Annotated in this window: 22 protein-coding genes, 1 pseudogene and 2 riboswitches; of the genes and pseudogenes, 13 read left to right on the forward strand and 10 right to left on the reverse strand. The window is 42.3% G+C overall.

The features are described 5' to 3' along the window. The first annotated feature begins 39 nt into the window (after positions 1-39). Positions 40-456, forward strand: coding sequence for a secondary thiamine-phosphate synthase enzyme YjbQ (locus tag ACEW8F_RS08425; RefSeq protein ID WP_373483030.1), 417 nt, complete (start codon positions 40-42; stop codon positions 454-456). Positions 457-516: 60 nt separating this feature from the next. Continuing rightward, positions 517-687 (forward strand): hypothetical protein, encoded by a 171-nt coding sequence (locus ACEW8F_RS08430; RefSeq protein WP_373483060.1) that lies wholly within the window; start codon positions 517-519, stop codon positions 685-687. 88 nt (positions 688-775) lie between these two features. Here the strand turns inward: ACEW8F_RS08430 and ACEW8F_RS08435 are convergent, their stop codons facing one another. Next, positions 776-994 carry an Ltp family lipoprotein gene (locus tag ACEW8F_RS08435; RefSeq protein WP_373483058.1) on the reverse strand — a complete coding sequence of 73 codons (219 nt, stop codon included), beginning with the start codon at positions 992-994 and terminating at the stop codon, positions 776-778. A gap of 625 nt (positions 995-1,619) precedes the next feature. Between ACEW8F_RS08435 and ACEW8F_RS08440 the strand changes: the two genes are divergently transcribed. After that, positions 1,620-2,252, forward strand: coding sequence for a DUF305 domain-containing protein (locus ACEW8F_RS08440; protein WP_373483031.1), 633 nt, complete (start codon positions 1,620-1,622; stop codon positions 2,250-2,252). 248 nt (positions 2,253-2,500) lie between these two features. Continuing rightward, the gene (locus tag ACEW8F_RS08445; RefSeq protein ID WP_373483032.1) at positions 2,501-2,623 is read left to right on the forward strand and encodes a hypothetical protein; all 123 of its coding nucleotides are present in this window, start codon (positions 2,501-2,503) and stop codon (positions 2,621-2,623) included. Positions 2,624-2,661: 38 nt separating this feature from the next. Here ACEW8F_RS08445 and ACEW8F_RS08450 read toward each other — a convergent pair whose 3' ends face one another. Further along, positions 2,662-3,198: a S24 family peptidase gene (locus ACEW8F_RS08450; RefSeq protein WP_373483059.1), complete on the reverse strand. Its 537-nt coding sequence runs from the start codon at positions 3,196-3,198 to the stop codon at positions 2,662-2,664. 303 nt (positions 3,199-3,501) lie between these two features. On the opposite strand from ACEW8F_RS08450, the pseudogene ACEW8F_RS08455 reads away from it, so the two are divergent. Beyond that, positions 3,502-3,780, forward strand: a pseudogene (locus ACEW8F_RS08455) (hypothetical protein); the annotation flags it as partial. A gap of 88 nt (positions 3,781-3,868) precedes the next feature. On the opposite strand, the gene ACEW8F_RS08460 reads toward ACEW8F_RS08455, so the two are convergent. The 4 genes from ACEW8F_RS08460 to ACEW8F_RS08475 all read right to left on the reverse strand — a co-directional run bounded on the left by ACEW8F_RS08460 (position 3,869) and on the right by ACEW8F_RS08475 (position 6,787). Beyond that, positions 3,869-4,606 (reverse strand): phosphatase PAP2 family protein, encoded by a 738-nt coding sequence (locus ACEW8F_RS08460; RefSeq protein ID WP_373483033.1) that lies wholly within the window; start codon positions 4,604-4,606, stop codon positions 3,869-3,871. A gap of 46 nt (positions 4,607-4,652) precedes the next feature. After that, positions 4,653-5,684 carry a diacylglycerol kinase family protein gene (locus tag ACEW8F_RS08465; protein ID WP_373483034.1) on the reverse strand — a complete coding sequence of 344 codons (1,032 nt, stop codon included), beginning with the start codon at positions 5,682-5,684 and terminating at the stop codon, positions 4,653-4,655. Positions 5,685-5,894: 210 nt separating this feature from the next. Next, complete coding sequence (locus ACEW8F_RS08470; protein ID WP_373483035.1) at positions 5,895-6,218, reverse strand: DUF1206 domain-containing protein; 324 nt, start codon at positions 6,216-6,218, stop codon at positions 5,895-5,897. Positions 6,219-6,640: 422 nt separating this feature from the next. Beyond that, positions 6,641-6,787, reverse strand: a complete 147-nt coding sequence (locus ACEW8F_RS08475) for a hypothetical protein (RefSeq protein WP_373483036.1) — start codon at positions 6,785-6,787, stop codon at positions 6,641-6,643. Positions 6,788-7,265: 478 nt separating this feature from the next. Then, positions 7,266-7,341, forward strand: a riboswitch (cyclic di-GMP riboswitch). Between the two features lie 59 nt (positions 7,342-7,400). Further along, positions 7,401-7,476: riboswitch (cyclic di-GMP riboswitch) on the forward strand. 191 nt (positions 7,477-7,667) lie between these two features. Between ACEW8F_RS08475 and ACEW8F_RS08480 the strand changes: the two genes are divergently transcribed. The 6 genes from ACEW8F_RS08480 to ACEW8F_RS08505 all read left to right on the forward strand — a co-directional run bounded on the left by ACEW8F_RS08480 (position 7,668) and on the right by ACEW8F_RS08505 (position 13,903). Next, positions 7,668-9,362, forward strand: coding sequence for a hypothetical protein (locus ACEW8F_RS08480; RefSeq protein ID WP_373483037.1), 1,695 nt, complete (start codon positions 7,668-7,670; stop codon positions 9,360-9,362). A 25-nt stretch (positions 9,363-9,387) separates the two neighbouring features. Then, positions 9,388-9,792 carry a hypothetical protein gene (locus ACEW8F_RS08485; protein ID WP_373483038.1) on the forward strand — a complete coding sequence of 135 codons (405 nt, stop codon included), beginning with the start codon at positions 9,388-9,390 and terminating at the stop codon, positions 9,790-9,792. 261 nt (positions 9,793-10,053) lie between these two features. After that, complete coding sequence (locus tag ACEW8F_RS08490) at positions 10,054-11,055, forward strand: hypothetical protein (RefSeq protein WP_373483039.1); 1,002 nt, start codon at positions 10,054-10,056, stop codon at positions 11,053-11,055. Between the two features lie 354 nt (positions 11,056-11,409). After that, the gene (locus ACEW8F_RS08495; protein WP_373483040.1) at positions 11,410-12,879 is read left to right on the forward strand and encodes an ice-binding family protein; all 1,470 of its coding nucleotides are present in this window, start codon (positions 11,410-11,412) and stop codon (positions 12,877-12,879) included. Positions 12,880-13,246: 367 nt separating this feature from the next. Beyond that, positions 13,247-13,561 (forward strand): 4Fe-4S binding protein, encoded by a 315-nt coding sequence (locus ACEW8F_RS08500; RefSeq protein ID WP_373483041.1) that lies wholly within the window; start codon positions 13,247-13,249, stop codon positions 13,559-13,561. Positions 13,562-13,660: 99 nt separating this feature from the next. Further along, positions 13,661-13,903 (forward strand): hypothetical protein, encoded by a 243-nt coding sequence (locus ACEW8F_RS08505; protein ID WP_373483042.1) that lies wholly within the window; start codon positions 13,661-13,663, stop codon positions 13,901-13,903. A gap of 129 nt (positions 13,904-14,032) precedes the next feature. On the opposite strand, the gene ACEW8F_RS08510 is transcribed toward ACEW8F_RS08505, so the two are convergent. Further along, positions 14,033-14,260, reverse strand: a complete 228-nt coding sequence (locus ACEW8F_RS08510) for a CsbD family protein (protein ID WP_373483043.1) — start codon at positions 14,258-14,260, stop codon at positions 14,033-14,035. A gap of 44 nt (positions 14,261-14,304) precedes the next feature. Beyond that, the gene (locus ACEW8F_RS08515; protein WP_373483044.1) at positions 14,305-14,574 is read right to left on the reverse strand and encodes a lmo0937 family membrane protein; all 270 of its coding nucleotides are present in this window, start codon (positions 14,572-14,574) and stop codon (positions 14,305-14,307) included. A 297-nt stretch (positions 14,575-14,871) separates the two neighbouring features. Between ACEW8F_RS08515 and ACEW8F_RS08520 the strand changes: the two genes are divergently transcribed. Continuing rightward, positions 14,872-15,000 (forward strand): hypothetical protein, encoded by a 129-nt coding sequence (locus ACEW8F_RS08520; RefSeq protein ID WP_373483045.1) that lies wholly within the window; start codon positions 14,872-14,874, stop codon positions 14,998-15,000. 119 nt (positions 15,001-15,119) lie between these two features. Here the strand turns inward: ACEW8F_RS08520 and ACEW8F_RS08525 are convergent, their stop codons facing one another. Next, positions 15,120-15,377 (reverse strand): hypothetical protein, encoded by a 258-nt coding sequence (locus ACEW8F_RS08525; RefSeq protein ID WP_373483046.1) that lies wholly within the window; start codon positions 15,375-15,377, stop codon positions 15,120-15,122. A gap of 221 nt (positions 15,378-15,598) precedes the next feature. Between ACEW8F_RS08525 and ACEW8F_RS08530 the strand changes: the two genes are divergently transcribed. Then, positions 15,599-17,188 carry a 4Fe-4S binding protein gene (locus tag ACEW8F_RS08530; RefSeq protein ID WP_373483047.1) on the forward strand — a complete coding sequence of 530 codons (1,590 nt, stop codon included), beginning with the start codon at positions 15,599-15,601 and terminating at the stop codon, positions 17,186-17,188. A 149-nt stretch (positions 17,189-17,337) separates the two neighbouring features. Here the strand turns inward: ACEW8F_RS08530 and ACEW8F_RS08535 are convergent, their stop codons facing one another. Beyond that, a complete protein-coding gene (locus ACEW8F_RS08535; RefSeq protein WP_373483048.1) occupies positions 17,338-19,251 on the reverse strand; it encodes a diguanylate cyclase in 1,914 nt (637 codons plus the stop codon). Positions 19,252-19,302: the final 51 nt, after the last annotated feature.

Genomic DNA, 19,302 nt, shown 5'->3' on the forward strand with positions numbered 1-19,302 from the left:
AAAAGTAGTAGAATAAAGAAAAAACAAGGAGAGTAAGAAATGATTTCCTATCGCAAAGAGTTGCATTTTAATTTACCCAGACGAAGAGGACTGGTCAATATTACCGGAGATGTTGAAAAAGCGCTGGCGGAAAGTGGAATTAAGGAAGGGCTTATTTTGATCAATGCGATGAATATTACGGCCAGTGTTTTTATTAACGATGATGAGGGTGGTTTACATCAGGATTATGAGGACTGGCTGGAAAAACTGGCACCAGAAAAGCCGTATAGCCAGTATCGGCATAATGGTTATGAAGATAATGCTGATGCTCATTTGAAGCGAACGATTATGGGAAGAGAAACAGTGGTGGCCATCACCGCAGGCAAGCTGGATTTTGGACAGTGGGAGCAGATTTTTTATTTTGAGTTTGATGGCAAACGGGATAAGCGGGTGCTCGTTAAAATAATTGGGGAGTAAGGTAATTAGAGAAGCATCCCAACGGTGGGATAATTTAAAAATTTGGAGGAGGAAAGCAATTTGAAACATGAATGGCGTAAACACGAAAAATCACTTTATTTGCCGAAGACAAAACCGGAGCTTGTGACTGTTCCCCGGCAGAAGTTTTTTATGATTAAAGGGCGGGGAAATTCTAACAGCCCTGATTTTTCAGAGCGAATCGGAGTTTTATATACTTTGTTCTCTGGCTAGCCACTATTCCTGGCTGTATTTGTTGGTATGCTTTATTTTTTCAAAGATACTTTCGTTGTATTCGATGATTTGGTTCACGATGTACTCCTTAATAACCAACAGCTGTTACGCCGTATTCGGCTTGATCACTGGTAAAACCCTCATATAACAAATGATCAATTAGACCATCACGGGAGAAGGATGTAAAATCCAAATAACTCTTAGTTTTTTTAGCTGCTTGTTCATTCCAATTAGTACCACAATTATCTGCAGCATACGTTGAATCTTCAGTCGAAAAACCTTCACAACAACCCAGGTTTTCTGCCAGAAAGCCACTTTAACATTTTCTTCATACCGATCCAAATCAATAAAGCAGCAACTTCTACCAAAGATCAGGAAAGCGCCAATATTTTGACTGATGAGTGTAAATAACCCCCAAACACCACCGCAAAATAAGCCATGAGGTACCGTTTTGATGGATCTACGGTCTTATAAAAAACCTACAAACCATTGGTCCTTTGGATCCTAGTATTCATAGCAGCGAGTACCTTGATGTTAACTGTAATCAGTCGAATTCTACAGGAGTTATTCCAAAAAACCTGGGATGAGGGTGCCGAGGTTAGAATGAAACTGATGTGCATGGTTATTGCAATTGATGGTTTAATGGTTATGATTTATGCAGGGGAAATAGAATATAATATGCGTAGATAAAGAATAGGAGGGACTAATTGGCACAAGCAAATATATCTACGAACCCCCCCTTGTTGCTCAGGGCAATCATCGTTTTCTCAGCAGACAAAAACTGTAACCTGCCTTAAAGATTATTGGATGTGATACAGTCACATCCAATAATCTTTAAACATGATATACTAAAAAATAAGATTAAAGTTTCAACGATATGATTTAAAATGCTGCGCTGGAATGACTTTAGTCTGAAAGTGAAGGTGTCTACTATGAAAAAGACAACAATCGTGATACTTGGGGTAACATTTACTGCAGTACTGTTGATTCTGTTCGGGATGATGACGTATATCATCTTTTTGTTAACAAATAACGGCACAGCTCATCAAAACCTTAATAATGGATCTGGAGGGATGATGGCTTCAGGGATGATGAGTTCTGAGATGATAGACTCTGGAATGATGCATGAATCGATTGAAAGCGAACATGATTATTTAGTGCATATGATTGCACATCACGAGGAAGCTGTTTCGTCTGCCAATATTCTGAAAGCGAATACGCAACGTGAAGAAATGAAAAAATTTGCGGACGATATTATTAAAACTCAGAGTGCCGAAATTGAACAAATGAAGATCTGGCTTAATACCTGGTATCCTAATGAAGATCATGCGGTTGATTACCAGCCAATGATGCGGGATCTTACGAATCTTCAGGGTGATGCGCTGGATCAGGCTTTCCTGCAAGATATGATTTTCCATCATATGGATGCTGTGATGATGTCTCAACAACTGATCACCAGCGGATTGGCCAAACATTCGGAAATCATTCCTTTTGCCGAAACCATCCGAAACACCCAGCGAAATGAAATTCATATGATGCGAAATTGGTTGACAGAGTGGTTCTAAAAGGACTATGTAGGACAGTCGTTTTTTCGTCATTATGATGACGCTGGAAAAAAGTAGATTAAATTTTGTGCGAAGTTTGAGTTAATAAAAAGAACTGTTATAATTATAGCAGTTCTTTTAAACTTCTTAATCCTGTTTTTCTTCAATCAAATCCGATGAGGATCTGTTTGCCACGTTTGTTGGCAATGAAAAATCGAGATGTGATAGAATGTACGATGATAAAATAAACAAAACACAAGGAGGCAATAATGGCAACCAGCAAGGAATTTGCAGACTATGTCTGTGATCAGTTAATAGCAGCGGTTAACATCAGCTGCAAAAAAATGTTTGGCGTATATGGCGTCTATCTTGACGAAAAGATAGTGGGATAGCTGGTTTTCCTATTTTTTGATCCTCATGGTCCATTTTTTTAAAACAAAGTTCTTCTCATTTGAACAACAACACCAAGAATGGCGACGCCATCTTCTCCTAAACGGTAGGTTTTGGGTGGGTACTCCGGGTTATACGATTTGAGGGTCAGCGATCCGTCGTCGTTTTGTTGAACCTGTCTTAAGACCGCCTCAGTACCATCGGCATAAACAAGGGCGTCGCTGCCATTGCGGCAATTCGGGGTGATTCTGACAATCAGGAGGTCACCGGCCAGGTAGCGGGGATACATGCGAACATCCTTAACCTTAAAGGCGATAAATTCCCGATCATCGGCCAACCAGGCGGCGGGAATTTCTTCGTCGCCGATCACGTCCGTAACGGCGTCGAATGGGATGCCGGCCGGCAGCGATCCCAGAAGCTTAATTTTGACGGTTTCTGCGACGCCATCTTTCCAGCTGTCATCGTCGCTTTCTGCTGAGATGTCGATCGCAATGTCCGCCCCACGGCCCTCGTCCGCTATTATTTGATTCGCATCCCAGCCGAGCAGCCTGCTGATTCGCCGCTGGTGGGCTGCCAGGTATGGTGTTAAGGGGCCTTTATTTTAACCACAATATTTTACCCCTTTTTTTTATTGCGAATAGTTGAAATGCTGTTATAATTAAACTCAGTAACATGAGGATATGTTAGACACTGGGCCCTGGCAGCACCTTTGCATTGTCCCTTGTTACTTTTTTATTGGTTTCTTTGGCCACCTTCGGGTGGTTTTTTTGGTTGCAGGCATGTTGCCGAGCTGTGGGAATCTCTGCATAATTCAGATTTTAAACTTCTCGAATTCGAGGGGTTTAGACGAGAGGCCGGTCTGAATGCTTTTACCTTGTGTTCACTGCTTAGAAATAGAATCAAAGCAATGGTAATTTCAAAGCTCTTGATCGAAAGTGAACTATCCCAAAAGGAACAAAGGTCTAATGTTCTGGGGCAGTACACAAAAGAAGAATTGGCCGCAGCACTCAGGCCGGTGGTTTCAGTTATCAGTAAGTGTGAAAAAGCACAGGAGAAATTCGATGAAGGGACATCTCATCATCAGCGTCTTGATAATTTAATCAAGGCAATGGATATTTCTAAAGGTTTGATCGAGGATCAGCTTATCTTGATGGGATAAATGGTGGTTTGTGATAAAAATAAGTGGAGAAAAAAAGGCCACTTAGTGTAGCAAGGATATGATGAAACGTCCCGCTTGTGTCATCATTTTATTGCCGAACAAAAAAGCGTGTTTTTCCCCAACGGTAAAAATGAATACCAGCAATCAGACATAACCCTCCCAATAGATATGCACCTAATACATCACTGGCCCAGTGATGGCCAAGATAAATGCGCGATATTCCAACCAGAACAATGTGACCGCCAAAGATAATAAACAACAAAGTCCGGATCCAGAATGGTTTGAGCAGTGTATAAGTCAGGAAACAGATAAATCCGAAAAATCCGGTATAAAACATGACATGTCCGCTAGGGAAACTATAGCTACTCAGGACACTAATTACGTGAATCAGATCCTCGCCCGGACGAGGACGATGGACCAAAGTTTTTATGAGAAAGTTGAGTGATGGAAGAATCACCGCGATGACCAAAGCGACTGTCGACTCCCACCGATACCCCAGAGCAAAAAGAGTCACAATAATAACGGCAGTTACTATCGACGATTGCGGTGAAAACCCAACCCAACTTATGGCGGTCATCAGCCCGGAAAAGACAGGATTATTGATCAATTGCAAACCAGTCGAAATAGTTAAATCAATCGCAAATGAAGGAACGGTGATAACCAAGAATGTCAAAACCGCAAAAGCGGCAAGCATTAATCCAACACTCAGTTGAAACAGACGGGCTTTTCTCCGACTTTCAACGGGGGCGGGAGTCTTGTCTTTAACCGCTTTCACAGCAGCATTTTCAGGTTTTTCAGGGTTATTGGGTTTGATCGATTTTTTCATCTTTTGCACCGCCTTAAAATTGTTTTGACCTGAAATAGAACCTTAATTAGGTTGATGATTCCTTGTTTGGCTTAATAAAAGGAGAAAGCGGGGCAGATAATTCTTCTTCTCCATCCGCTTGCGACTTTTCATCACCTGAACCGATCGGCGGCGCAAATACTCGAAGTGCTCTGCGGTTCATTTTGATTATACACGTGCCTTTTCCTAAGGAAATCCCATCGGCGGAAATTTCCAACTTGGGGGTGGATTTGACTTTTATTTTATGAGCGCGAAAGCGTTGAAGTTTTCCGTCCGGAATCAGATTTTCTTCCTCAGTTCTTTTAAAATAGCTAAGAACCTCCGCTTTGTTATAATCCGGAAATACCGAGATATCAAAGAGTCCGTCCTGCATTGAGGCGTCTGGAGCGACCAGATTTTTAGAGGCAATGAGCGGAGTATTCGCTATCGTTACCAGCATCGTATCGACCTTGATTTTGCTTTCGTCATCCAAAGTCAGCAAAACTTCAGGTTTCGCTTCATGTTCGACTAATGTTACAACGGCATCTTTCAGCGCAGTGAATTTCTCTTTAAATTTACCCTTGGGTATTTTTTTGACATCGGGATACAGGGCTGCCGTCAGGCCGATGACGGTTACCATAAAGAAATAGAATTTCTTATGTTTGCGGGTTTTGATTTGCCCGAGATCCAACTCACGCGTATCGCCCTTTGCGATCAATGCACATGCTGCCTCAACGTCTTCAGGGATACCAAGACTTGCGGCAATATCGTTCATGGTTCCACCGACAATAACGCCCAGTGCCACATCTGAGCCGGCTATACCTCGAATGACTTCCCCGATCGTTCCATCTCCACCCATGGCAATGACAATTTTATAGCCCTTTTCAACAGCTCTCTTAGCAAGGATACGGCACTCTTTTTTTGGTGATGCATACGCAACGTTTACTTTTATTCCATGATGGGTCAGGCAGCGAACTGCCTGTTCCAAAAGAGAAGGAGCATCCACTTCATTTCCGGCTCCCGGGTTCGCTATCAATTTGGCACGAATATGTTTATGCTTATCCTTGTTTTTATTTTTCATTTTATTTTACTACCTTTCTGGAGTGCCAAATATGCGAGTATTCCAAAAATCATAAGGCATAAGAGAATTATTGTGATGCTAAAAACAGGATGATGCATAAGAAAATCTGGACTTTGCAGGCCACCTGGTTTTCTGTGCTCCTTTCTATCGGGGTGAACAGTGTTCGCAGTCATAAAAACACGACCTTTCAAATAACGCTGTTTTGGTTGATTAGTTTTTTAATCTGAAAAATATCGACATACACAGGGAATACAAGCCTAAAGAAATAAGACCCAACGCAATTACAGCCATTAGAAAACCCCCATAAGGCTGTTGCAGAATATATGTTAAAGTGCTGTCAAAACCTTTAATTTGCTGTGAGTTGGCTGTATATGCAGCCATAACGATGAAGACACCGATCAGTGCAAAGATGATTCCCCGGGCTATGGTGCCTAATCTGCCGAGAAATCGGACCCGTTTCAATTGAACCGGATTCAGTTTTGTGAGGTGAATCCGTCGTTCAAAACCCGGGCTGAATCCCTGAAAAATTTGCATGAAACCAACTAAGATCAATATTATACCGATCCCAAGCGGGCCATTGTTTCAAAAGTTTTACTAAGCGCCGCATTATTAGCGGTTAGTGAATCGGTTCCATTGACCTTCCCTTTTGATTTTGTTTTGCCTGTCATATACTCATACATCCTCTCTTTCACGAAATATTACTGGTGCGGAGCAGTCTTTGTTTTCATCGTCTGAAGTGAATACCGTAACCACTCACACACAAAAACGGTTAAATATCGATACCATGAGGGTAGGAATTACTTTTTCATAAAAAAATAATCCCTTTTTTAATGATTTAGTACCCAATTGTAAATAGATGAAACAACTATTTGCTCGATACGTATAAGGGCAAGGTTAGGGACCAGTGAAAAAGTCGAAAATATTAGTTTAGTCACCGTCCCCTTGGGCTTGATTTTTTAAAACAAAGTTCTTCTCATTTGAACAATAACACCAAGAATGGTGACGTCCTCTGCTCCGGTGGGGTAGGTTTTGGGGGTATACTCCAGGTTATAAGGTTTGAGGGTAAGGGCGCCGTTGTCAAGGTGGTCGACTATTTCAATCACTCCTGTCAGACCGAATTCAAAGCGGCAACGGCGGCAACGGAGCGACTGATAACCGACCGGGAGCACGAGGACTTTGGGTTTGACGACTTCAGGGCGGCAATAAGCGCAGTGAAAAGCGGCTGCTTAATTTTGCGGTCGCGCGGGAGCAGTTGGCTGTGGCGAAAAGGATTTGAGGTATCGGCCGACGGGAGCAGCATAGCTGACACCAATTGATATTAAAAAGGCAATGCACCTTTTCGAAATAGATCGATAAAAGCGAAAGTATGATGAAGAATGAGGTTGAAATTGCGAGCACGTTCTAATCGACAAATTTGTTGAGCCTGATGACAGATATTGCCATTTTTATACGGAATATTTTTGCGCATTGGAAAAGTTCTAGAATAGCATTGACAAGCAAGAATAAATATGATAGATTCGCAGCAAACAAACATGAAATTAAATATTTCGAAAATGATATAAACATTGTCGAAAAATTTTTCAACGATAAAGGCAAACCTGTCGAAAGACCGGGACGCAAAACTAAAGGGCCTGTAAAATGGCAGCCAGTTACCGAAAAGAAGATTTGTTTAAGTTAAACTATGCAAATTTAATAAATGTCGTCGAATAAACTTTCCAACAATAAAGGCAAACCTGTCGAAAGACTGGGACGCAAAACTAAAGGGCCTGTAAAATGGCAGCCAGTTACTGTATGGAGAGTTTTTTGTATTTCAGGGAACCGTCTCCCCAGGCGTGGCTGAATATTTATAAATTAGAAAGCCGCAAAGCGATTGAGATCAAATTAGAAAAAACCATAAGATGGATGAATAATACTGATAACGATTAAATATATGAAACACAAATAGGAAATCCGTGAAATTTAGAAAGAGGAAGGTGTTTTATTATGAAAGCTGAACGGGGTTCAATATCCTTTGCAAAAGATATTGGCAGTAATGATTTTTTGTTGGCAGCGGAAGATCCGGCAACGATGAGTGAAGAGCCTGTATTTAAGGTGCTTTTAAAAGAATACGAACAAGTCGTTGTTAAAAGTTTCATTACTTCATTTGGCTTGGATTGGTTGCTGATGGATGATAAGCGTGGTGGTGATGTGGACACGATGAATACGGTCAGAGATCCAAGCGTAGAAGATTATGCAAATAAACAGAATCAGGCTGATTATGATAATAGAGGAAATTATGATGCATCGGGTTATCATAGCCATGTAAATTATAAAAAAGTAAATAAAGCGGCGAGTGAGCAAAGAAAAAATGGAAACTTTGAAGATGCTTATACCGGGAAAAAAACGGTAAGAAATGCCAATCTGGATTTGGATCATATTATTTCGGCCAATGAAATACATGAAGATCCTGGTCGTGTATTAGCCGCGCTAAAGGGTGAGGATTTAGCGTGTAAGGATACGAATCTAACGGCAACTGATCGAAGCATCAATCGATCCAAAAAGGCCGAAACCGTGACAGCATTCAAGGCAAGACTTGAAGCGGAAAAATCAAACCGTCAAGCAAAAATAAAAGAATTAGAAACGAAAGGAAATCTGACTGATAAAGAACGACAAGAATTAAATAAGCTTCAGAAGTTAGATGAAGTTGATCCTGAAAAAATGAAAAAAAAGGATGATAAAGCCAGGGAAGCATATGAACGAGAACTGGCAGGAACTTATTATACGAGTAAGAAATTTCTCAAGGATACAGCGGCCAGTAGCTTGAAAAGCGGTTGTCGCTTGGGACTTCGTCAAGGCCTGGGTCTAATTTTAGCAGAAGTGTGGTTTAGTGTTTCAGAAGAATTTCCGCAAATAATGAAAACAATGAAAGAAGAATTTAAACTTGGTGAGTTTTTGCAAGCGATAGCTGAGACTTTTAAAACGGCGTTTATCAGGATAAGAGAAAAGTATAAAGAATTAATAAATTCGTTTAAAGATGGGATGTTGGCGGGGATATTGTCTTCACTTGCGACTACAATTATTAATATCTTTTTCACCACTGCAAAATTCGTCCAAAGAATTCTTCGTGAATCTTGGGCATCAATCATTGAAGCGGTTAACATATTGACATTCAATCCAGATAATTTGCCTTTTGGTGAAGTAATAAAAGCGGTTGCCAAAATTATTGCAGTTTGTGCTGCTGTTTTATGTGGCGGCCTGGTCCAGGAAGCGATGACAAAAATGATTACGATACCAATCATAGATGAAATATTAAGTATGTTTGTCGGTGGTCTGGTTACCGGAATTATGTCGATTTCAATGCTCTATTTCTTTGATCACTCAGAGATGGTAAAAAAAGTTGTCGATTATGCCAATTTCCAAAAAACTGAATTCGATCATAAGTTAGATCATTACAAAGAAATTAAGAAGAACTTGACTGCTTATGTTGGCAAGCTTGCCTCAATCGATTTTGAGGTGTTGAGAAACGAAGTTACAAAACTTGAGATTATCAACCAGAAGTTGCAACAAGCAACAAATGAAAAAGAGTTAAATAGCGCCCTTCACCATGTTGTAAGCACTTGTGGAATTGAGCTGCCATACCAGAACTTAACAGAATTAGACGATTTTATGGCAAATAAGGATATGATCCTGGTCATATAATAATTTAAGAAAGAGGGATGCCATTATGTATTTATCGCAATTGGATTTAGAAGAGCAGGAACTGTTTTTGGATTTAGCCATATACGCGGCATTGGCTAACAATGAATTTGCGGATAAAGAAAAAGAAGTCGTAGCTGCTTATTGTCTCGAGATGGGATTTGAGAATAGTTCATATGAACCCAAATTAGCATTGGATGAGGTACTGGATAGAATTTCAAAAAAATGTACGAAAGTTGAATTAAATATGATCATTGTAGAGATCCTTGCGCTGGTACGGTCGGATGATACTTATGATCCGCTAGAAGCGGAATTTGTAGAAAAGATCCAACATGCTTTTGATATTTCTGATGAAAAGATTGAAAAAATTCAAGCAGCCATTAACCAGTTAATGGGAGCCTATGAAACCCTAAATGCGGTTATTCAAGAATAATGTTCGACTGTGACAAATGTGGGTTATGTTGTCAAAACATTGGCGGAAATCCGATCTACGCTGATTTAGACAACGGAAAAGGTACCTGTCGGCACTTTGATACATTGACGAACTTATGTAAAATTTATGCAAAGCGACCCTTAAAATGCCGGATTGATGAAGCATATGAACGTTGGTTTAAAAATTCAATTGGATTACAAGAATACTACAAATTAAATCACGAGGCTTGCCATGCTTTGAAAAATGATAGGAGGAAATAAAATGCCATTACCATTTATACTTATTGGAGCCGCAATTGTTGCCGGCGGCACTGGTCTGGTTACCGGTACCTTAGGCACAATGAAAATAAATGAAGCTAAGGATATAATCAGTAAAGCAGAAATCAAATATGATGGAAAAAAAGATTTGCTGGATCAATCAGAAAGAACTGCAAAAATTGCCCTTGAAAACTTAGGTGAATTAAAACTCAATGTTTGGAAAAGTTTCGATCGATTTTCTGTTGCCTTCGAAAAAATAAAGAATAAGCCAGAATTCACAGATAATCTCAATCAAAAAATTTCATTTTCAAAAACTGAATTAGAAGAAATAAAAAAAATATCAATAAATGCGATTGAAGTTTTAGGTACCGGTTTGCTCTCGGCAGGTGCAGGGGCATTGGTTGGTTTTGCCGCATATGGCGGAACGATGGCATTGGGTGTAGCTTCGACAGGAACTGCAATTGCGGCGCTGTCAGGAGTTGCGGCAACAAATGCGACGATGGCGGCATTAGGTGGTGGAGCGCTGGCTGCCGGTGGCGGTGGGATGGCGTTAGGAGCCACGGTTTTGGCAGGTGCCGTCGCAGGACCTATTCTCGCAGTGGGGGGACGCCTAATCAACGCCAAAGGCGATCACAGCATACAAAAGGCACATGACGTTGAAAAGGAAGTCGATGAAATTTTTGAATTAATGGAGGTTAGTCTAATTTATCTAGGAGAACTGAGAGATGTATCCAGAAAAATGGAAACAGAGTTGCGAAAATTGTTTGCTTTATATGAAAAGCAAGTGAGTATTTTAGAGTACCTGGTAAATAAAGAATCAGATTATTTTATGTTTAGTGATGAAGAAAAAAGAGTTGTTGATAATAATATCATGCTGGTAAAGCTGCTTAATAAACTAACAAGAGTAAATCTTGTTGAAAAGTTTAATGATAAAGACTATGTTCAAGCTAATAATGTTGATGCCAGCGTTCTGGAGTCAGAAAATCTTAGAATAGCAATGAAATAGCTTTAAGCCGGTTCTTTTTATTCATGTTGAGATAAACCTGTTACGTACGTAGCAGGTTTTTTATTGGCAAAAAAAGACTTCGCTTTAGTAAATGCCGGGTAATGAATGAAACAAAGTGAGCAAATTAGCAGACAATAGTTTAGTGAGGTTGAGTTTTCTTTAAGGTAAGAGGTGTTTGGGTGTTTTTTTCAATAAAAATGAAATTATGTCGATCGGCATGATATGATAGATAGTAAAGAAAGGAGCAAAAGAATAATATTTCAGAGAAGTTAAGATAGTTATCGATCAAAAGAAGTGGTATCAACACTGTCTTTTCGAGTTTACAAGATAAAATATAAATCTAAGGAGAAGAAAATGAAAAAATTCAAAAAAAAGCAAGCCTTGTTATTAGCATCGTTCCTTTTAGTTGCTAGTTTCTTTCTGGCTGGAAACGTTTTCGCGCAGGAAAATCAGCGGACTACGGAGGCGGCCAGTCCCGTTGGTGTGACATATCAAACCCATGTCCAAAATCAAGGGTGGAGCGGCTGGGTCGCTGATGGCGAAATATCTGGTACGGCAGGTCAGGGACTGCGGATGGAAGCGTTGAAAATTCAACTGGTTAATGCTCCGGCAGAAGCCAGGATCGAATATCATGTCCATGTAGAAAATCAGGGCGACCAGAGTGTTCGTAAAAATGGCGAACTGGCCGGCACGGAAGGTCAGGGCTTACGTCTGGAAGCTGTTAACATTAATCTGATCAACATGCCTGGATACTCAGTTGAGTACCGGGTCCATATTGAAAATCAGGGTTGGACTCAGGGATGGGTTTCTGATGGCGCATTAGCAGGAACCAGAGGACTGGGTTTAAGATTAGAAGCAATGGAAATTAGAATCATCAAAACCGATGATGTCGTTCATCCGGTATCGGTCAGCCTGGATAAAGGAACAGCCAACCTTACAGTTGGTGAGAGCCAGGCACTGACAGCAACCGTCTTACCAGTGGATACCACCAATAAAAGCGTCACCTGGTCATCCGACAATACGGCCGTCGCTATCGTCGATGAAAACGGCAGCGTTACCGGTGTGAGTGCCGGCATTGCCACAATCGTGGTCACAACTGTTGATGGCAACAAGACCGACAATTGTGTCGTAACTGTTGTCGCACCAGGCGCCATCGTGACCGAACCAGTTAACCTGGGGACAGCAGCTAATTTTGCGATCCTCGCCAAAACAGGCATCTCGACGGTGCCAGATTCATCAATTACCGGCGATATCGGCGTTAGCCCCATTGCTGCAGCTGCCATGACAGGATTCTCGCTGACGGCAGATGCCACGAATGTGTTTGCAACTTCCCCTCAAATTACGGGTAAAGCATATGCATCAGACTACGCAGCACCAACCGGGATTAACCTGACCACCGCGGTCAGTGATATGGAAACAGCCTACGTTGATGCGGCGGGCAGAGCAGTTAATTATACGAACCTTTTCACCGGCGATATCAGTGGTCAAACGCTGACACCGGGGGTTTACAAGTGGGATAACGATGTTTTAATCAATTCGGATGTTACCCTAAGTGGTGGTCCGAACGATGTTTTCATCTTCCAAATCGCCAAAGGCATCACTCAAGCCAGTGACACAAAAGTCATTCTAACTGGCGGCGTACAAGCCGAAAATATATTCTGGCAGGCCTCGGAAACCGTTTCAATTGGAACCGGTGCCCATTTTGAGGGAATCGTCCTGGGCCAGACAAACATCGGTCTGGGATCGCAAGCATCGATCAATGGTCGGTTATTAACCCAGACAGCAGTCACTTTGATTCAGAGCACGGTTGTCGCACCGGTATAAATCAGGTCTGAAGGCACTGAGCTAGAAGAAAAAAACAATGCCTTAAATAATTAGTCGAGCGCAATTAGATGCTCCCTTCGTTGCTGAAAGTTTAAATAGTAAAACTGTTGGCGACGAAGGGAGTGTTTTTTTCTGACAGCAATTCATAATTTCCTAAAGATGTTACATTGGTAACATCTTTTTTATCGTTTTATTACTATAATGATAAGAACAGATCAAGAGGTAAGATGCAGAAGGGTGAGATGCGCTAAGATGCTTACCATTGCATGGTTGATCATCGCCATCGGCTTAACCGGTGTGCGATCTAAATACCAGGCGCTTGTTCGAAAAATCCTGACGGCAGAAAGGCTTTAAAACCGATCCGATTTTGCCGTTCTGGCTGGTGATATCGGTGCTGGTGACGTTGCGATATAAACCGGAAATTTTCCATAATCTTATTTGCCCATTTGGGGCATTACAACGGACGTTTGGCCGCTTTGCCAGACTGTCCAAAAAAGTTGATAAAACGGCCTGTGTTGGTTGCAAGTTATGTGAAAATGCCTGTCCCTCCAACGCCATCGTCGTTTCTGCAGAAGACAACAAGGCGGAGATCAACATCGCATTGTGCCATCAATGCCCAAATTGCAGTCAGGTTTGTCCAAAAGAGGCCATTCACTATGGTGTACCGGATACCAATTTATAAGCCTCTGGAACCGATTTTACACAAAAAAAGCGATAGGGCCTTTATTGTGAATATTTAATTGTCTTAAAAAGCGCCGTGGCCGAACAATAGGTGCAGTTGTTGCTGGTGACCTTTGATGATATGATCCGCAGCTACTACAATGAAGTTGATCTGAGCATGGGTCATATCACCACCAAAAACAGAAATGGCGAATTAGTCGAGTTTCCCCTTATTTCATTGAGCGTTGCCGGCTTCGATCTCGCCAGAGAAACCCATGGAAATTATTTTGCCATCATTGACAATTGCACCCTGTTAAAAGCCCGGGCCAAAAAAATACCCGGTAGCGTCTATCTGATTGAATAAGGATCAGCACCCTAACAGCCCGTGGTCATGCGTCTTTGAGTTGCTATTAACGCTGATAAAAAAAGTGCCGCAAACCAGCTCATTGCTGCTTTGCGGCACTTTTTTTGCCAATTGATAATCCGGCCGATCTTATTTGTCTTTATCAAAGGCGTCATTGATCTTTTCGGCGATATCATCGGTTGTTTTTTCGACCTGATCAACGATTTCGATTGCTTTTCCCTCAAGTTCGCCCTTTTTAGTCTGAATTTTACCCTTTAATTCGAGCTTTTCGTTGCCGGTTACTTTTCCGACTGTCTCTTTGACTCCGCCTACGAGTTTATCTTTGGTAGACTCCATTTTACCTTTTACATTTGACATAATTAAAACCTCCTTGAATTTTTTTGTTTAAATGCTCATGCGAGCTATCGACGCCGAATAAGATTAATGACAACTACAACAACTGCCAGTACCAGCAGAATATGAATAAACCCGCCAAACGTATATGAAGTAATAAACCCTAACAACCATAAAACAACGAGAATAATTGCAATAGTCCAAAGCATTTTGTTCACCCTTTCCTTTTTATTAAATGATATCATGGTGCAATAATGCCATACAATTGCTATCTGCTTAGATGTGATATCTGGAATTGCGTTTTCCAATAACCATTTATATAAATAAATTTCGCTCAAAATCCAGCATCCTTACTTAATATTTATACCCGGGATAAGGCGCTCTAAACATAATTAAGGAAATAAATACGGATCGGGGAACTGCTGGGGATGCTTCGGGATCAGCAAGAAAAAGGGCCGGTTGCCCAGAGCTGATTTAATTTTGTTTGTTCGGGCAAATAACTGATTAACGAGATCAAGCCTTAAAATTTGGCAACAAGGTACCAGAAAAACAGCAGCCAGTAAAACGCGTCGAGCCTTTGATGCGTTTTTTTTGAGTTCATTTGTTTTATTTTAATTATTTGGGTAACTAATAATATGAAGGCCCTGGGAGGCGGCCAGATTGTCAATACCATTTCTGGCATCACCGGGTCAGCGATGGCTCTCCAATCGATGTATGCGGCTACCGCCACCAACGCCCGGGAGTCTTCAATTGACGATCCATGAGGTGATGTCGTCATCGACAAGGTGTTGGGTGCCGGCTGGATGGTCAGCGACAACATGGTAGCAGTGATAAAATCAAAAAGAACCTGCCAGATAACTGAGAGGTTCTTTAAGGCTTAATTCTATTTAGTTCTTCCGTTCTGGATGCCAGTGCCGTCCTGTGGCTGTGTCCCAAGATCGCAGACACCGTCGCCGTCGGCATCGACAAATGAGTCGGAGCCATATCCGCCACCAGTACCAGATCCGTCACAGACACCTTGTTGGGTACAGGTTCCGGTTCCATTTTCAGCGCCTCGTCCGTTAGCAGGAGCTGCCATCGCACTTCCGGCTGTCGCCAGCATCAATGCTAATGATGCGATTAAAATTAATTTTGTTTTCATTTTTAATTTCTCCTTTTTCTGAGTTATTTTATATTCATAATATACACCGCTTATATGTCATTGTTGTGTCAGATAATGGGTATGAACATAAAACATCGAGTAAAAGCGAATAATTAGTTTAAGAACGAGGCGGTTTGGGGCAGGTTCGGCTGACACAATAATGACACATAACAAAAATACAATTTGTTTGGTAAAATTATTTTATAAAGAGAGGTATTATAATGAAATTAAATTGGAACAAAGTGGCAAAATGGTCAAGACTGCTGATATTGGTGGGTCTGCTCATATGGGTTATTTATGAATCGTATCTGCATCAGGTTCTGGGTGGCGGAAAAGCGCCGTCGATTCATGCGTTGTGTCCTTACGGAGCATTGGAAAGCTTATATACGTTGCTCTTGACTGGTAGCTTTATCAAGAAAGTTTATTCTGGTACGCTCGTTTTACTGGTCTTGACCGTGGCCCTGGCAGTGCTGTTTCGCAGGAGTTTTTGCGGATTGCTGTGTCCCTTTGGCGCCTTGCAGGAAGTGTTTGCGAAGATCGGACAAAAAATATTTAAAAAGCGTTTTATTATTCCACAAAAAATTGATGGAATTTTGCGCTATTTCAAATATTTTGTTTTAGTTTTTACGGTGGGAATGGCCTGGTATTATGGTACCCTCTGGATGTCACCCTATGATCCGTATGCGGCCTTAGGACATATAACAGCAATATCGGGAACGATCGCCGAGGATCCCTTAACGATTATCGGTTTTGCACTGTTAGCTATTACCATTATTGGTTCATTTTTGTATGACCGCTTTTTCTGTAAATATTTATGTCCGGCGGGTGCTGTTTATGCCATCATCGGTAAATTGAGTCCGACCAAAATTGAGCGTAACGACAGTCTTTGTATTCACTGCAAAAAATGCGATAAAGCCTGTCCCGTGAATATTGAGATTGAAAAGGAAGAGCGGGTTACGACAGCAGAGTGTATCAACTGTAACGATTGTGTTCTGGCATGCCCGGTTAAAGGCGCGCTTGAAGTCAAAGTGGCCCGAAAAACGGTTCATCCGATGGTGATGGTGGTCTTGGTTGTGGGTTTGTTCTTTGGTACAATTGTGATAGCCCAGCTAACCGGTAATTTCCAAATATTGCCAAAAACTGTTGCCCAAGGTGAGCTTATTCCCATTTACGAAGTGAAAGGCTACAACACCATTGAAGAAGCAACAACTTTCACCGGACTGACCCTGGATGAAGTGTATCAGCAACTGGCAATTCCCAAAAGTGTTCCGATGGATACGCAATTTAAAAATATTTCATTGCTGGTTCCTGAATATAAATTCGATGAAGCCAAAGCGAATGCTGGGGGATCAGAAGCTGAAGCAACTTCAGGAGAGGCATCAACCTCAGGTACCCTTGATGTCAGCGGGATTAAAGGAACAATGACGATTCAGGAAGCGATGGACAGTTTAAGTATGGAAGCAAAAGACTTTTATGCACTCTTTAAAATTCCGGAAACCGTGCCACCCCAAACGATCCTAAAAGAAATTACCACTATTTCGCCGGGCTATGATTTCCAGCAGATCAAGGATTCTTTAAGCGTTCCAGCTTCCACCGAAACACCCGAAAATACATCAGGGACCGTTGATGTCAGCGGCATTAAAGGCTCCATGACAATTCAGGAAGCGATGGACAGCATCAGTATGGAATCAAAAGAATTCTATGCGCTCTTCAAAATTCCCGAAACCGTACCGCCCCAAACGGTTCTAAAAGAAATTACTAATATTTCGCCGGGCTATGATTTCCAGCAAATCAAGGATTCTTTGCAGTAGTATTGATCCAGGAAGAGTCTCTCAGAAACAATGCTGTTTTTGAGAGATTTTTTTGTAAAAAAAGAACAAGAAAGAACACGAGCGGCCTCGCTCGTGTTCTTTGTCAGGAGTAGACTATTTCTGGTGAAAGCCAGGGGATTTAGGCTGATCTATCCATCCCGAAAAACAACCTGGTTGCGGCCCTGGGACTTAGCCTGATAGAGAGCTTTATCAGCAATTTTGACCAGATCTTCGTGGTTGCTATGAGTATCCGGCAGCAGGGTGGCAACCCCGATGCTGACGGTGATGCAATCTTTAACCACGGATTCAGCGTGGGGAATGGCCAGGGCTTCAACTTTTTCACGCAGCCGGTTGGCGTTTTGGATGGCTTCTTCCTTACCTGTTTCGGAAAGGAGCACGATAAATTCCTCGCCGCCGTAACGAACCACCATATCGGTGGGACGGGACAGGGCCGTGCGCAGCGTGTTGCCGATTTTAATCAGGGTGGCATCCCCGGCCACATGGCCATATAAATCGTTATAGTTTTTAAAATAATCCACGTCAATAAATAACAGGGATACGGGTCGTTGCTGTCTTAAACAACGGTTCCATTCCAGCCCGATGGTTTCGTCATATTTCCGGCGGTTCCATAGTTCGGTCAGGGGATCCCGCAGGGAAAGCCGTTGTAGTTCATGATTGATCTGTTCCAGTTCAAAATTCTGCTGCGCTACCTTTTCATTGGAAACTGTCAGCTCCCGGGTTCGCTGCGCCACCAGTTCATCGAGATTATCATTCATTGTGGCCAACTTTTCATTCATGACGGTGCGGTATTCTAAAGATTCGGAAAAGGTCTTGGCCAGCAACAAAGAATAAAGGCCCGCAAAGATCAATTGTCCGGTGGAAGAGTTGGCATCGCCCTGAAAGATTATCAGTAATAGCGGTGGCCAGCTGTCGTTGATCCAAGGGCTCAGCGTAACGATATCAATGAGACTGGTAGCGATCAGGGCCAAACCGCCCAAGATGATCAGGCCGCTGTTTTTTTCCCGATGATGAGCGATTTTAATCAGCATCGCAAAGAGATAAATGATTAGGATAATCGTCCAGATCTGGTACAGGGGATTAATGGCGTTATAAATATTGGTAGGCGCAAAAATCACCATTGTGGTATAGGCGATACTGATAATCATCACGGTCTTGATGATTCTGATATGGAAATAATTGGGTAAAATGGCCCGAAAAAAAAGCAGGATCAGCGGGACACCCAGATAATAGGTCAGGGTCTGGATTTTTCGGGCAATCACAAAGTTCAGATCCGGCAGCGCAAAGTAAAGGAAGGATTCGCCAATCAGCAAGGTGCGAACTGCCACCAGCAGACAAAAAAGTCCAAAATACAGGGGCGCCCGATCTTTTTTCCGGAAGAAAAATAAGGCCAGATGGTAAATCCCCATCATCATCAGGGCGCCACAAAGGAACACCTCATAGGCCAGGCCGTTATAGCGCAGGGCCAGCAGCTGATTTTCCCCGCCCAGCAGGATCGGGTTTAGCAGCCCGCCGCTGGACATATAAAAATTGGATAGCTGCAGGACGATTTCGTTTTCACCCGTCCGGGCATTAAAGGAGACGATCTGCGGCTTATACTGGGGCACCATGGCCTGCTTGGTTGTTGCGACGGTGCCGGCGGTGGCAATCAGTTCGCCGTTCACCCAGAGTTTGTAGGCAGTCCGGACCTTGGGAATTTTCAGGGCCAGAATCTGATTTTCGGCAGCAGCAAAGGTTAGCCGATAGGTGGCATACCCGGAACCGGGAACCGTTTCGCCGTTGATTTGATATTTATTCCATGAGGATGGAAAAGAGACATAGCCGCTAAGGGTTCCCTGGCCGACCTCGGCGGGTTCCAGGAGCTGGTTCCAGTAAAAGTCCCAGTCGCCGGCCAGGGGAATGATCTCGTTTTTAAGATTGTATTGGGTCAAATCAAGATGACCGTTTTCGGCTTTTTTTTCGATCTCCGTTGGTTGTGAGGAACAGCCTCCCAGCAAAAAAAGCATAAAGATAATAATCGGTAATACGATGCTGCGTTTAACCATGGAAGACTCCTTTCGGGGGGGCCAAAGTGAAATGTATTTGACTTGGCCTTA

Source organism: Acetobacterium sp. (assembly GCF_041752335.1).
Lineage (GTDB): Bacteria > Bacillota > Clostridia > Eubacteriales > Eubacteriaceae > Acetobacterium.

Excerpts from the sequence above, each read along its gene's own strand:
- ACEW8F_RS08425 (WP_373483030.1), top strand. The coding sequence starts at position 40 with ATGATTTCCTATCGCAAAGAGTTGCATTTTAATTTACCCAGACGAAGA.
- ACEW8F_RS08440 (WP_373483031.1), top strand. The coding sequence starts at position 1,620 with ATGAAAAAGACAACAATCGTGATACTTGGGGTAACATTTACTGCAGTA.
- ACEW8F_RS08445 (WP_373483032.1), top strand. The coding sequence starts at position 2,501 with ATGGCAACCAGCAAGGAATTTGCAGACTATGTCTGTGATCAGTTAATA.
- ACEW8F_RS08460 (WP_373483033.1), bottom strand. The coding sequence starts at position 4,606 with ATGAAAAAATCGATCAAACCCAATAACCCTGAAAAACCTGAAAATGCT.
- ACEW8F_RS08465 (WP_373483034.1), bottom strand. The coding sequence starts at position 5,684 with ATGAAAAATAAAAACAAGGATAAGCATAAACATATTCGTGCCAAATTG.
- ACEW8F_RS08470 (WP_373483035.1), bottom strand. The coding sequence starts at position 6,218 with ATGCAAATTTTTCAGGGATTCAGCCCGGGTTTTGAACGACGGATTCAC.
- ACEW8F_RS08480 (WP_373483037.1), top strand. The coding sequence starts at position 7,668 with ATGAAAGCTGAACGGGGTTCAATATCCTTTGCAAAAGATATTGGCAGT.
- ACEW8F_RS08485 (WP_373483038.1), top strand. The coding sequence starts at position 9,388 with ATGTATTTATCGCAATTGGATTTAGAAGAGCAGGAACTGTTTTTGGAT.
- ACEW8F_RS08490 (WP_373483039.1), top strand. The coding sequence starts at position 10,054 with ATGCCATTACCATTTATACTTATTGGAGCCGCAATTGTTGCCGGCGGC.
- ACEW8F_RS08495 (WP_373483040.1), top strand. The coding sequence starts at position 11,410 with ATGAAAAAATTCAAAAAAAAGCAAGCCTTGTTATTAGCATCGTTCCTT.
- ACEW8F_RS08510 (WP_373483043.1), bottom strand. The coding sequence starts at position 14,260 with ATGTCAAATGTAAAAGGTAAAATGGAGTCTACCAAAGATAAACTCGTA.
- ACEW8F_RS08520 (WP_373483045.1), top strand. The coding sequence starts at position 14,872 with ATGAAGGCCCTGGGAGGCGGCCAGATTGTCAATACCATTTCTGGCATC.
- ACEW8F_RS08525 (WP_373483046.1), bottom strand. The coding sequence starts at position 15,377 with ATGAAAACAAAATTAATTTTAATCGCATCATTAGCATTGATGCTGGCG.
- ACEW8F_RS08530 (WP_373483047.1), top strand. The coding sequence starts at position 15,599 with ATGAAATTAAATTGGAACAAAGTGGCAAAATGGTCAAGACTGCTGATA.
- ACEW8F_RS08535 (WP_373483048.1), bottom strand. The coding sequence starts at position 19,251 with ATGGTTAAACGCAGCATCGTATTACCGATTATTATCTTTATGCTTTTT.